The following is a 12,821-nucleotide window of genomic DNA, read 5'->3' as shown; positions in this document are numbered from 1 at the left end:
GCTGCAGCAGCGCCCTTTCATTGTGCACCAGCCGGGGAATCAACCCGCCTTTGCCGCCTCGGGAGTGCGCAGACGGATATGCAACTCGCGCAATTGCTTTTCGTCCACTGTACTGGGTGCCTGCGTCAACAGACACTGCGCGCGCTGTGTCTTGGGGAAGGCGATGACGTCGCGAATAGACTCGGCGCCCGTCATCAGCGTCACGACACGGTCCAGACCGAAAGCCAGGCCGCCGTGCGGTGGCGCACCGTATTGCAAGGCGTCCAGCAGGAAGCCAAACTTGAGCTGGGCTTCTTCTGGCGTGATCTTCAATGCGTCAAATACCTTCTGCTGCACATCGGCACGGTGAATACGCACCGATCCGCCACCCATTTCCCATCCGTTCAGGACCATGTCATAGCCCTTGGAAATACATTTCTCAGGCGCGGTAACCATCCAGTCCTCGTGTCCATCTTTCGGCGCGGTAAACGGATGGTGCGTTGCCGTGTAGCGCTGGGCTTCTTCATCGAACTCAAACATGGGAAAGTCGACCACCCACAGAGGGCGCCAGCCCTTCTCAAAAAGGCCATTCTTCTTGCCGAACTCGCTGTGTCCGATCTTGATGCGCAGGGCTCCAATGGCGTCGTTCACAACCTTGGCCTTGTCGGCACCAAAGAAAATCAGATCGCCATCTTGTGCGCCCGTACGCGCCAGGACTTCGGCAACGGCCTTGTCATGGATATTCTTGACAATGGGGCTTTGCAAGCCGTCGCGGCCCTTGGCCAACTCATTGACCTTGATGTAGGCAAGTCCTTTGGCCCCGTAGATCTTGACGAACTCGGTGTAAGCGTCGATCTCGCTGCGGGTCAATCCACCGGATTCCCGGGCTCCGCCCGGCACGCGCAGTGCGACCACGCGGCCACCCTTCATGGTGGCGGCACCGGCGAACACTTTGAAGTCCACGTCGGTCATCACGTCGGTCACTTCGGTGAACTCCATCTTCACACGCAAGTCCGGCTTGTCGGAGCCGTACTGGTACATCGCTTGCGCATATGTCATGACCGGGAACTCGCCCAGATCCACGTTGATAGTGTTCTTGAACACCGTCGTAATCATGCCCTGGAACATGTCGCGGATTTCTTCCTCGCCCAGGAACGAGGTTTCGATATCAATCTGGGTGAATTCGGGCTGGCGGTCGGCGCGCAAGTCTTCGTCACGGAAGCATTTGGTGATCTGGTAATAGCGATCGAACCCTGCCACCATCAGCAACTGCTTGAACAGCTGGGGGGACTGCGGAAGCGCAAAGAAATGGCCATCGTGCACACGGCTGGGCACCAGATAGTCGCGCGCGCCTTCCGGGGTGGACTTGGTCAGCATGGGGGTCTCAATGTCCACAAAACCATTGGCGTCCAGAAACTTGCGCACTTCCATCGACACGCGGTAGCGCAGCATCAGGTTGTTTTGCATATACGGGCGGCGCAGATCCAGGACGCGGTGGGTCAGACGCGTGGTTTCCGACAGGTTATCGTCATCCAGCTGGAACGGCGGCGTGACCGAGGGGTTCAGCACAATCAGTTCATGGCAGAGCACTTCAATCTTGCCGCTCTTCAGGTTCTCGTTGACCGTGCCTTCTGGCCGCGCACGCACCAAGCCCTTAACCTGAACGCAAAATTCGTTGCGAAGGCCTTCTGCTTCCTTGAACATCTCCACGCGATCAGGATCACATACCACCTGCACATAGCCTTCACGGTCACGCAAATCAACAAAGATCACACCACCATGGTCACGCCGGCGATTCACCCAGCCGCACAAGGAAACGGTTTCGCCCAGTTGGGCGTCGGTCACAAGACCGCAATAGTGGGAGCGCATGGCCATAGCTTGCTTTCAAAGCGCTGCATCAGGGCAGCGGGTTTAACAGATAACGATTATTTGGAAAGGACCGGCTTGGGAACCGGCATGGATGGCGCGACTGATCCCATGGAGATCACGTAGGTCAAAGCCTCGTCCACACTCATATCGAGCTCAATGACGTCCGCTCTGGGCAACATCAGAAAAAAACCGCTGGTCGGATTCGGCGTCGTGGGTACGTAGACGCTGACAAAGTCCGAGCCGAGGTGGCGCGACACTTCCCCATCGGGGACACCCGTCTGGAATGCGATGGTCCAGCTTCCCTGGCGTGGATACTGCACCAGCAAGGCCGTGCGAAAGGCGTTGCCGTTGCTGGAAAACAGCGTGTCGGAAACTTTTTTGACGCTGTTATAAATCGATTTGACGATCGGAATGTGAATAAACAAGTGGTCCCATTGCTTGACCCACCAACGTCCCGCCACATTGGAAACCAGAGCGCCTGTGGCGAGCAAAACAGTGGCCACCAGCAATACGCCCAATCCCGGAATGTGGTGAAGTCGCTCAATGGATGGCGCCATGCTGGCCGACGTCACTGCGCCAATCCCGGAAAGCAGGCCACCAAATATGGCATCCAGCATGCCGACCAGCCAAAGCAGCACCCAGATGGTGATGGCCAACGGGAGCCAAACCATCAGGCCGGTCAGCAGGTATTTTTTGATAGGCACGGTCGATCCAGTCTAGATAGGGTCGTCAACAGCGATTAGCTGCCAGAAGCCGGGGGAGTCGCGGGCGCCGCAGCGGCAGCCGGTGCAGGTTCCGCCTTGGGAGAGGCTGCTGCAGGCCCCCCCTCAGAAGCAGCCGGACTGGCTGAACCCGCACTGGGGCCTCCCTTGAAATCGGTGGCGTACCAACCCGATCCCTTCAGCTGGAACCCCGCTGCGGTGAGCTGTTTTTTGAAGGACGGTTGGGCGCAGGAAGGACAAATCTCCAAAGGAGCGTCCGACATTTTCTGCAATACGTCCTTGGCAAACCCACAGGACTCGCATTTATAGGCGTATATAGGCATGGCTGTATGGCTCTGACTTCAAGTTGCAAAGCCTTCAATTATAGGGCGCAGGCTAAAAAAGTCCCACACGCACCACAATCTGCATGACAACCATGCCAAAGGCGAATCCGATGACGGCAAACACCAGGCTTTGCAGTAGCCCATTGGTACGCTTTTGCTCTGCCAGCAGCTCATCCATGACCCGGTTGGAGCCAGTGGCTTCGCGACGCAAAAAGGATTGCAGTAGCAGAGGCAGTTCTGGCAGAAGCCGCGCATACCGGGGCGCCTGCGCCTTGAGTTGGTCCAGCAAGGCTTGCGGCCCCACCTGCCCGAGCATCCACCTTTCGAGAAACGGTTTGGCGGTAGCCCAGAGGTCGAGTTCCGGATCCAGATCGCGACCCAGCCCTTCAATGTTGAGCAACGTTTTTTGCAGCAACACCAACTGGGGTTGAATCTCGACCTGAAAACGCCGGGACGTCTGAAACAGCCGCATCAACACCATTCCGAGCGAGATTTCCTTGAGTGGGCGGTCGAAATAAGGCTCGCAGACCGCCCGAATGGCCGCCTCCAGCTCATCCACCCGGGTCGTCAATGGCACCCATCCGGATTCAATATGCAACTCCGCTACCCGCTTGTAATCGCGCCGGAAGAAAGCCACAAAATTTTGCGCCAGATATTCCTTGTCGGTCTCGGTAAGCGTACCGACGATACCGAAATCCAGCGAAATGTAGCGACCGAATGTCTTCGGATCCAGGCTGACCTGGATGTTACCCGGATGCATGTCGGCATGAAAGAAGCCATCGCGGAACACCTGGGTAAAGAACAGCGTGACCCCATCGCGTGCCAGCTTGGGAATGTCCACTCCCGCGTCCCTGAGTTTGTCCACCTGGTTGATTGGCACGCCATACATGCGCTCCATCACCAGCACTTCTGTCGTGCAGTAATCCCACAGCATTTCAGGAATCAGGACCAGATCAAGCCCCTCCATGTTGCGCCGCAATTGCGCCGCGCTGGAGGCTTCCCGCACCAGATCCAGCTCATCGTGCAAATACTTGTCGAACTCGGCCACCACCTCGCGCGGCCGCAGGCGTTTGCCGTCGGCTGACATCCCGTCCACCCACCCGGCCATCATGCGCATCAGGCTCAGGTCTTTTTCAATCGCCGCGCGCATCTCGGGGCGCAGAACCTTGACGGCTACCTCGCGCAGCTGGTTCTTGCGGTCACGCAACACGGCAAAGTGCACCTGCGCGATGGATGCGCTGGCCACTGGCTCGCGTTCAAAGGACACAAATATCTCTGCCAGGGGCTTTTTCAATGCGCGCTCGATGGTGGCAACAGCCACATCGGAACTGAAAGGCGGCACACGGTCCTGCAAACGCGCCAACTCGTCGGCAATATCCAGGGGCATCAGATCGCGCCGGGTTGACAGCACCTGGCCAAATTTGACGAATATCGGCCCGAGGCGCTCCAGCGCCTCGCGCAAGCGCTGTCCACGCGGAGCCTCCAACTTGCGCCCTATCGTGAGCACCTTCACCACGCGCGTGAGCCAGGGCTTTTGAAAGCTGGTCAGTACCAGTTCATCCAGTCCGTAACGAAAGATGACCCAGGCAATAAAAACCCCTCGTGCCAGTCGACTCATGCAGCAGGCCTGTCCGACGCGCCCGCAGTGCGCGCACCTACAAACTGCTGCAGACCCTGCGCCATCGTTCGCACCGCCTGGACCAGCGCGTGCGCAGGTGCATCACCCATCAAGCGGGCAAGGTCTTCCTCCAGATCCCAGCGCACGTGGTCTGTCAGCCAATTCACGTCTGCGGCCAATTGCACATCGCCTTCGATTCGAACTCCGGGTTTGCCACCCTGCAGCAATGCTTGCGCGATGGCCAAAGGGGACTCCTCGGTAATAACCAGGGTCAGATCTGCAGCGGCGTCAACCGGCGCGAGATCGAGCAATCCTGCCGGGGTGATCACCACCTTGAAGGTCATGGTGCGCCATTGCAGAAGCACTGCGCGTCCTTTTTGGCGGACCAATCGCTCCATGGCCTGCGGTTCCTGCATCAACACATGGTTGAGCAAAAGGACCACGCGACGATGCGTTTCTTCCACGGCCCAAGCGGGTGGGGTAAGAGGAAGATTGAAGTTCTGGAGAATGCCCTCCAGCATGGAAAAAGGGGACTGTGTTGCCATAGTCCCCCATTATTCCCCGAATACGGGCAGGTTCCGCGCGGACCGCATTTTGCCCGTCAAAACACCGCGCTATTGCAGGGCTTGCACACCGGCCACCAGCCAGCCGCTCGCGCCGCTTTTGGCTTTGGTCATGTTCCAGACTTCCCGGAACGGGCTGGGGCCGGCCGAAGGCTCCTCGCGGATCATGCCGGAGAACTCCACGCTGGCCATGTATTCGTCCGCCTGCTCTTCGATGCCCAATAAATGCGCTTCAATCACCACCACTTCGGTGTGGTTGGGGCGGGTGCCGGTGTGGGACTCACGCTCGGCCAACTGGGACTTGATCTCGGTCAGCATGCCGTCGGTCATCATGGCGCGCAAGGAAGGGATGTCCGATGTATCCCATGCGGCCTGCAGTGTCACGAAATAGGCCTTGGCTGCCTTGAGGAAGCCTTCGCTGTCAAAGCCAGCAGGAACACCCCAAGCCTGCGAACCGGTCAACGCCGAGCCGATCATCGATCCAGAATTGGCAGGGGGAGCGTCAAACGCCATGCTGCTGCGCTCCCAAGGCCGGGCTGACGCATCGTTGCCCACATTCTCTGGACGGTACGGTTTGGAATCCGATAAAGGCAAATTGCCAGCGCCCTGGAACGCAAATGGGCTAGCTTGAGCAGATGCTTGCGCAGCGCGTCGGCGCATGAACCAGCCTACCGCCATCATGACCACCATTGCCAGTGCGGCAAACATCAGAATCTGTCCCATGCCTTCGCCCATTCCCAGTGAGTGCGCCAACCAGGCCAGACCCAGCCCAGCCGCCAAACCACCCAGCATGGCGCCCCAAGGCCGCTTCGGCGCCACGGCGGGTGCAGCGGCAGGAGCCGGTTTGGCCGCCGCATTGGTCACACCCTGTGCCGGTGCCGCCGGAGGAGTAGCCTGGCGCTGCGTCACGTTAGAGGATTGCTTGCCAAACGACCCACCGCCGCCCAGTCGCTTCGCGGCCTCCGCATTGATTCCGGAAAGAGCCAGAACAGCCGCCAGTGCAAAAGTCCAAATTTTCATGATGTCTCCAATGGAGCTTGTTATATGAGGCAAAAAACTGCGAATTGCAAGCCTCAGGACTTGATTCCAACATGCAATGCGACCAGCCCACCCGTCAGGTTGTGATAGTCCACATGTCCGAATCCACCTATGTGCATCATGGCCTTTAATTCCTGCTGCCCGGGATGCATGCGGATGGACTCGGCCAGGTAGCGGTAGCTGGCGTCGTCGCCCGCCACCAACTTGCCCAAGCGGGGCAAAACCTTGAAGGAGTACCAGTCGTAAATTTTCTCCAGCGGCGGCGCAACCTTGGAGAACTCCAGCACCAGCAGCTTGCCGCCAGGCTTCAGAACCCGGTTCATCTCCGCCAGTGCCACATCCTTGTGGGTCATGTTGCGCAGGCCAAAGGCCACGCTCACTACATTGAAATAGTTGTCGGGGAACGGTAGTTTTTCCGCATCGCACACCAGCGTGGGCAAGGCCACCCCCGCGTCAAGCAGGCGGTTGCGCCCGGTGCGCAGCATGGCCTCATTGATGTCGGTGTGCACCACCTGCCCCGTCTTGCCCACTTTTTTGGAAAATGCCAGTGCCAGATCGCCGGTGCCCCCGGCAATGTCCAGCGCACGGTCACCCTCCTTGAGGTTGGCCACCATGACGGTGTAGGCCTTCCAGGCACGGTGCAGACCCATCGACATGAGGTCGTTCATCAAATCGTATTTGGGCGCAACCGAATCAAAAACGTCACGCACGTGGCGGGCTTTCTCGGATTCATCGACCGACTGGAAACCAAAATGGGTGGACTTCATGAGCAGATCTTAATCAAATTGGGCTCTAGCCCCCGTCAATACTTCGCAAGCAGCTACAAAATAGATAGCAAAAATCGCTTAATGGCTGGCGCACCCGGAGGCCGCTTTGGGCACCATGGGCGCATCACGCTCCACATCGGCCGCCTTGAGACGGTCGGTGTAATCCTGCCACAACCTGTCCTGCTGGGACCCCAGAAAATACAGGTAATCCCATGAAAAAATGCCGGATTCGTGCCCGTCCGAAAAGCGGGGCTGCACGGCATAGTTGCCTACGGGGTCGAGCGCTTCCAGGCCGACGTCACGCTTGCCCGTTTGCAGAATCTCTTGCCCTGGCCCATGCCCCTGCACCTCGGCCGATGGCGAGTACACGCGCATCAGCTCGAACGGAATGCGGAACGCCTCGCCATCCGAAAAATGGATCTCCAGCACCCGCGACTGGCTGTGGACCGTAATACCCTGCGGCGTCGGTGCGCCTGTTGTCAAACCTGCCATAAAACGTCCTTTCTGCGGTGCTTAAACCAGCACCCGCTCAATGCCACCGGCATTGGCCGTCTGCACATACTGCGGCAACCAGTCCTTGCCCAGGATCTGGTTGGCCATTTCGACCACAATGTAATCGGCCTCCAGCAGCCCATTGTTGAGGTCATTGCCATAGCGGGTCAATCCTTGCAGGCAGCTGGGGCAGCTGGTCAGGATCTTGACGTTGCCGGTCTCGCCCACGGTACCCGACGCACGCAGCGCCGCTTCGCCCTTGCGGATTTCCTCTTCCTTGCGAAAGCGCACCTGCGTGGCAATGTCAGGCCGGGTCACGCCCAGCGTGCCGGACTCACCGCAGCAACGCTCGCTTTTGAGCACGTTGTCGCCAATCAGCGCCTTGACCGTTTTCATGGAGTCGCCCAGCTTCATCGGGTTGTGGCAGGGCTCGTGGTACAGAAAACCGGGCTGGCCTGCAGGCAAGGTAATGCCTTTTTCCAGCAGGTACTCATGGATGTCGATGATGCGGCTGTCCGGAAATATCTTGCCGAACTCGTAGCCCTGCAACTGGTCGTAGCAGGTACCGCAGCTCACCACCACCGTCTTGATGTCCAGGTAGTTCAGCGTGTTGGCCACGCGGTGGAACAGCACCCGGTTGTCGGTGATCATCTTCTCGGCCTTGTCGAACTGGCCCGAGCCGCGCTGCGGGTAGCCACAGCACAGATAACCCGGTGGCAGCACCGTCTGCACGCCCGCATGCCACAGCATGGCCTGAGTGGCCAGACCCACCTGGCTGAACAGGCGCTCGGAGCCACAACCGGGGAAGTAAAACACCGCCTCGGTCTCCGCCGTGGTGGTCTTGGGGTTGCGGATGATGGGCACGTAGTCGCCATCTTCAATATCCAGCAAGGCCCGCGCGGTCTTCTTGGGCAGGCCGCCCGGCATCTTCTTGTTGATGAAGTGAATCACCTGCTCTTTGATCGGCGCGGCACCCACTGTGGCAGGTGGCCTGGCGGTCTGCTTTTTGGCAAACACCCGCAGCACATCATTGGCCAGACGCTGCGCCTTGAAGCCCACGCCTACCATGGCAGTGCGCATGAGCTTGATGGTCTCGGGGTTGGTGGCGTTCAGAAAGAACATGGCCGCGGCATTGCCCGGGCGGAACGACTTCTTGCCCATCTTGCGCAACAGGTTGCGCATATTCATGGTCACGTCACCAAAGTCAATTTTGACCGGGCACGGCGACAGACATTTGTGGCACACGGTGCAGTGGTCGGCCACGTCTTCGAACTCCTCCCAATGCCGGATACTGATGCCGCGGCGGGTCTGCTCCTCGTACAAAAAGGCCTCCACCAGGAGCGAGGTAGCCAGGATTTTGTCGCGCGGGCTGTACAGCAGGTTGGCGCGCGGTACGTGGGTGGAACACACCGGCTTGCACTTGCCGCAGCGCAGGCAGTCTTTCACGCTGTCGGCGATGGCGCCAATGTCGCTCTGCTGCATGATCAGCGACTCGTGGCCCATCAGCCCGAACGACGGCGTGTAGGCGTTGGTCAGGTCGGCGTGAATCTTAGGGTATTTACCCTCCAGACCCCGTCCTGGTTGCGCAGGCTGCTCCCAATTTCGTAGCAATTTACCTTTGTTGAAGCGCCCTTCCGGGTCCACTTTGGCTTTGTACTCGGTAAACGGACGCAGCTCTTCATCGCTGAGGAACTCCATCTTGGTGATACCAATGCCATGCTCGCCCGAGATCACGCCATCCAGCGAACGCGCCAGTGCCATGATGCGCTTGACCGCACCGTGGGCGGCCTGCAGCATGTCGTAGTCGTCGCTGTTGACCGGAATATTGGTGTGTACATTGCCGTCACCGGCATGCATGTGCAATGCCACCCAGACCCGGCCTTTGAGGACACGCTGGTGAATGGCCGTGCACTCGGCGAGGATCGCCTCGAAAGCACCCCCGGTAAAGATGCCCTGCAGCGGGGCGCGCAACTGGGTTTTCCAGCTGGCGCGCAAGGTGTGGTCCTGCAACTGCGCAAAGAGGCCTTCCACGCCGTTCACGCCATCGAGCCAACCCTGCCACTGGGTACGCACCTGCCGGACCAGCGCCAGGGCTTGTGCCACCCGGTCTTCCAGCAACTCGGCCGAGGGGATGTCGTTGGCGTCGTCGGTCTTGCCCAGAGGCAGGTTACCGCTCTGAAAAAATTCAGCCAGGGCTTCACACAAGGCCAGCTTGTTGCGCAGGCTCAGCTCAATGTTGATGCGCTCAATGCCGTCGGTGTACTCCGCCATGCGGGGCAGCGGGATGACCACGTCCTCATTGATCTTGAAAGCGTTGGTGTGTCGGCTGATGGCGGCTGTTTTTTTGCGGTCGAGCCAGAACTTTTTGCGCGCCTCGGGGCTGGTGGCCACAAAGCCTTCGCCACTGCGCGAATTGGCGATGCGCACCACTTCCGAGGTGGCGCGGGCCACGGCATCGGCGTCATCACCGGCAATGTCACCAAACAACACCATCTTGGGCAGGCCACCGCGCTTGCTTTTGGTGGCATAGCCCACGGCCTTGAGGTAACGGTCGTCCAGATGCTCCAGCCCTGCCAGCAACACGCCGGAGCGTTTCTGCTCGGCAAACATGAAGTCCTTGATTTCCACAATGCTGGGCACAGCGTCACGGGCATTGCCAAAGAATTCCAGACACACCGTGCGGGTGTGGCTGGGCATGCGGTGTACCACCCAGCGCGCGCTGGTGATCAGGCCGTCACAGCCCTCTTTTTGAATGCCCGGCAGGCCGCTCAAAAACTTGTCGGTGACATCCTTGCCCAGACCTTCTTTGCGGAACGACTTGCCGGGAATGTCCAGCCGCTCGGAACGAATTTTGGTCTTGCCGTCGGCCTTGAAGTACTGCAGGTCAAAACTTGCCACTTCCACGTCATGGATCTTGCCCATGTTGTGCCCCACCCGGGTCACTTCCAGCCATTCCGCCTGCGGCGTCACCATGCGCCATGACGCCAGGTTGTCCAGCGCCGTGCCCCAGAGAACGGCCTTCTTGCCACCCGCATTCATGGCAATGTTGCCGCCAATGCAAGAGGCCTCGGCAGACGTGGGGTCCACCGCAAAGACATAACCACCGCGCTCGGCGGCGTCGGCCACGCGCTGCGTCACCACGCCGGCTTCGGTCCAGACCGTGGCCACTTCCCGGTCCATGCCGGGCAGCAACCGCATCTCCACCTCGGTCATGGCTTCGAGCTTTTCGGTATTGATGACCGCACTTTTCCAGGTCAGGGGGATCGCGCCGCCGGTGTAACCTGTGCCGCCGCCCCGTGGAATGATGGTCAGCCCCAGATCAATGCAGCCCTTGACCAGACCGGCCATCTCTTCTTCGGAATCGGGGGTCAGCACCACAAACGGGTACTCCACGCGCCAGTCGGTGGCGTCCGTCACATGCGATACGCGGCTCAGACCGTCGAACTTGATGTTGTCCTTACCCGTGAGTTTGAGGAGCGCCCGCTGGGTTTTGCGACGCAAGCCGCCCACTTCCACAAATGCGGCGTCAAAAGCTCCCACGGCAGCGCGTGCGGCCACCAGCAGCTCGCCCACCATGGCGTCGCGCTCGGGATCGGTCTCTGGCGTGCGGCGTTTTTGCACCTCATGGAGACGGTGATTCAGGGCGTCCACCAACTGACCACGGCGTTTGGGGTTATCCAGCAGATCATCCTGCAAATAGGGGTTGCGCTGCACGACCCAGACATCACCCAGCACCTCATAGAGCATGCGAGCCGAACGGCCCGTGCGTCGCTCGCCCCGCAACTGGTTCAAAAGCCCCCAGGCGCGCTCACCCAGCAGACGGATCACAATCTCCCGGTCCGAAAACGAGGTGTAGTTGTAGGGGATTTCGCGGATGCGTTCATGCACATGCGGCGCGATACCGGGTGCAGTCAGAAGGTGATTGAGCGAGGTGGGAGCGTTCATCGATTAGGGTCTCTTGCAGAGCGAAGATGTTACCGCAGTGCAACAATCACACACACTGCCTAATGGAACTGCCTAATGGAAACCCCTGACGGGACCATGAACGCGGCTCAGGTTTAATAAGAATGACACAGAGCCTGATTAGTATCGGCCGCTCTTCACAGGAGAACTCATGAAATTATTCCTTGCAGCGCTGGCGGTTGCCAGTGCAGTACCCCTGGCCGCTCAGGCTCAGACCGAAATTCAATGGTGGCACTCCATGACGGCCGTCAACGGCGAGTGGGTCAACGATCTGGCCAAGGAGTTCAACGCCAGCCAGAAGGACTACAAAATCGTTCCTACGTTCAAGGGAAGTTACGACGAATCCATGACATCCGCCGTGGCCGCGTTCCGCGCGGGCAATGCACCCCATCTTTTGCAGGTGTTCGAAGTCGGGACGGCCACCATGATGGCCAGCAAAAATGCCATCGTGCCAGTGGGGCAGGTCATGAAAGACGCAGGGCAGTCGTTTGACCCCAAAGCCTACGTGCCCGCCGTGGCGGGCTACTACACGGCGCCCAACGGCCAAATGCTGAGCTTTCCGTTCAATAGCTCCACCACCGTGTTTTATTACAACAAGGACGCGTTCAAGGCCGCCGGACTGGATCCCGAAAAAGCCCCATCCACCTGGCCGGAAGTGGCTCTGGCGGCAGCCAAGCTCAAGACCAACGGCCACAAGTGCCCCCTTTCCATTGCCTGGCAGGGCTGGACCCAGCTGGAAAGCTTCTCGGCCTGGCACAACGTGGAGTTTGCCTCCCGCCAAAATGGACTGGCCGGCATGGATGCCCGCATGATGGTCAACACGCCCCTGCATGTGCGCCACATTGAAAACCTCGCCAACATGGCCAAACAAGGCCTGTTTGTCTACAAAGGCCGTGGCAACGTGCCCGAAGCCAGCTTTGTCTCGGGCGAATGCGCCATGATGACGACCTCCAGCGGCTTCTATGGCAATGTCAAGAAAAATGCCAAGTTCGCCTTTGGACTGTCGCCCCTTCCCTATTACCCGGACGTGCCCGGTGCACCGCAGAACACCGTCATCGGCGGCGCAAGCCTGTGGGTGATGGCCGGCAAGAAGCCTGACGAGTACAAGGGCATTGCCAAGTTCTTCAGCTACCTGTCCAGCCCCGAGGTGCAATCCGCCAGCCACAAACGCACCGGCTACCTGCCCATCACCACCGCAGCCTTTCAGTTGACGGAGAAATCCGGCTTCTACAAGCAAAACCCGGGTACCGATGTGGCCGTGAACCAGATGATCCGCAAGGTGACTGACAAATCGCGCGGCATACGTCTGGGCAACTACGTGCAGATTCGTGCGATTGAAGACGAGGAGCTGGAACAAGTCTGGGGGGGCAAAAAGACCGCCAGGGAAGGACTCGATGCCATCGTCAATCGGGGCGATGAGCTGCTGGCCCGATTTGAGAAAGCCAACAAGCTGAAACTGCTCGCCCAAGCGGGTAACTAGGCAAGCC

10 protein-coding genes are annotated in these 12,821 nt (G+C 59.3%); 1 reads left to right on the top strand and 9 read right to left on the bottom strand.

Features of this window, described 5'->3' with window-relative positions; all coding sequences use genetic code 11:
- Positions 1 to 39: 39 nt before the first annotated feature.
- The 9 genes from aspS to AC097W_RS00160 form a co-directional block, all read right to left on the bottom strand.
- Complete coding sequence (gene aspS, locus AC097W_RS00200) at positions 40 to 1,854, bottom strand: aspartate--tRNA ligase (RefSeq protein WP_479600237.1); 1,815 nt, start codon at positions 1,852 to 1,854, stop codon at positions 40 to 42.
- A gap of 50 nt (positions 1,855 to 1,904) precedes the next feature.
- The gene (locus tag AC097W_RS00195; RefSeq protein WP_479601269.1) at positions 1,905 to 2,546 is read right to left on the bottom strand and encodes a DUF502 domain-containing protein; all 642 of its coding nucleotides are present in this window, start codon (positions 2,544 to 2,546) and stop codon (positions 1,905 to 1,907) included.
- 41 nt (positions 2,547 to 2,587) lie between these two features.
- The gene (locus tag AC097W_RS00190; protein WP_479600236.1) at positions 2,588 to 2,893 is read right to left on the bottom strand and encodes an FmdB family zinc ribbon protein; all 306 of its coding nucleotides are present in this window, start codon (positions 2,891 to 2,893) and stop codon (positions 2,588 to 2,590) included.
- A gap of 52 nt (positions 2,894 to 2,945) precedes the next feature.
- Positions 2,946 to 4,511: a ubiquinone biosynthesis regulatory protein kinase UbiB gene (ubiB, locus tag AC097W_RS00185; protein WP_479600235.1), complete on the bottom strand. Its 1,566-nt coding sequence runs from the start codon at positions 4,509 to 4,511 to the stop codon at positions 2,946 to 2,948.
- A complete protein-coding gene (locus AC097W_RS00180) occupies positions 4,508 to 5,056 on the bottom strand; it encodes a hypothetical protein (RefSeq protein ID WP_479600234.1) in 549 nt (182 codons plus the stop codon). The genes ubiB and AC097W_RS00180 overlap by 4 nt, the downstream gene beginning before the upstream one ends.
- 69 nt (positions 5,057 to 5,125) lie before the next feature.
- Positions 5,126 to 6,094, bottom strand: a complete 969-nt coding sequence (locus AC097W_RS00175) for a Tim44 domain-containing protein (protein ID WP_479600233.1) — start codon at positions 6,092 to 6,094, stop codon at positions 5,126 to 5,128.
- A gap of 53 nt (positions 6,095 to 6,147) precedes the next feature.
- The gene (ubiE, locus tag AC097W_RS00170) at positions 6,148 to 6,879 is read right to left on the bottom strand and encodes a bifunctional demethylmenaquinone methyltransferase/2-methoxy-6-polyprenyl-1,4-benzoquinol methylase UbiE (protein ID WP_479600232.1); all 732 of its coding nucleotides are present in this window, start codon (positions 6,877 to 6,879) and stop codon (positions 6,148 to 6,150) included.
- Positions 6,880 to 6,957: 78 nt separating this feature from the next.
- Positions 6,958 to 7,371, bottom strand: coding sequence for a gamma-butyrobetaine hydroxylase family protein (locus AC097W_RS00165; RefSeq protein WP_479600231.1), 414 nt, complete (start codon positions 7,369 to 7,371; stop codon positions 6,958 to 6,960).
- 21 nt (positions 7,372 to 7,392) lie between these two features.
- A complete protein-coding gene (locus AC097W_RS00160; protein ID WP_479600230.1) occupies positions 7,393 to 11,316 on the bottom strand; it encodes a DUF3683 domain-containing protein in 3,924 nt (1,307 codons plus the stop codon).
- A 169-nt stretch (positions 11,317 to 11,485) separates the two neighbouring features.
- On the opposite strand from AC097W_RS00160, the gene ugpB reads away from it, so the two are divergent.
- On the top strand, positions 11,486 to 12,814 hold the full coding sequence (ugpB, locus tag AC097W_RS00155; protein WP_479600229.1) for a sn-glycerol-3-phosphate ABC transporter substrate-binding protein UgpB: 1,329 nt from the start codon (positions 11,486 to 11,488) through the stop codon (positions 12,812 to 12,814).
- Positions 12,815 to 12,821: the final 7 nt, after the last annotated feature.

Source organism: Rhodoferax sp. GT1R46 (genome assembly GCF_056521285.1).
This window is presented reverse-complemented; position numbering and strand designations above follow the sequence as displayed.

Bases quoted from the DNA above. Each gene is read 5' to 3' on its own strand.
- aspS (WP_479600237.1), bottom strand. From the start codon at position 1,854: ATGGCCATGCGCTCCCACTATTGCGGTCTTGTGACCGACGCCCAACTG.
- AC097W_RS00190 (WP_479600236.1), bottom strand. From the start codon at position 2,893: ATGCCTATATACGCCTATAAATGCGAGTCCTGTGGGTTTGCCAAGGAC.
- ubiB (WP_479600235.1), bottom strand. From the start codon at position 4,511: ATGAGTCGACTGGCACGAGGGGTTTTTATTGCCTGGGTCATCTTTCGT.
- AC097W_RS00180 (WP_479600234.1), bottom strand. From the start codon at position 5,056: ATGGCAACACAGTCCCCTTTTTCCATGCTGGAGGGCATTCTCCAGAAC.
- AC097W_RS00175 (WP_479600233.1), bottom strand. From the start codon at position 6,094: ATGAAAATTTGGACTTTTGCACTGGCGGCTGTTCTGGCTCTTTCCGGA.
- ubiE (WP_479600232.1), bottom strand. From the start codon at position 6,879: ATGAAGTCCACCCATTTTGGTTTCCAGTCGGTCGATGAATCCGAGAAA.
- AC097W_RS00165 (WP_479600231.1), bottom strand. From the start codon at position 7,371: ATGGCAGGTTTGACAACAGGCGCACCGACGCCGCAGGGTATTACGGTC.
- AC097W_RS00160 (WP_479600230.1), bottom strand. From the start codon at position 11,316: ATGAACGCTCCCACCTCGCTCAATCACCTTCTGACTGCACCCGGTATC.
- ugpB (WP_479600229.1), top strand. From the start codon at position 11,486: ATGAAATTATTCCTTGCAGCGCTGGCGGTTGCCAGTGCAGTACCCCTG.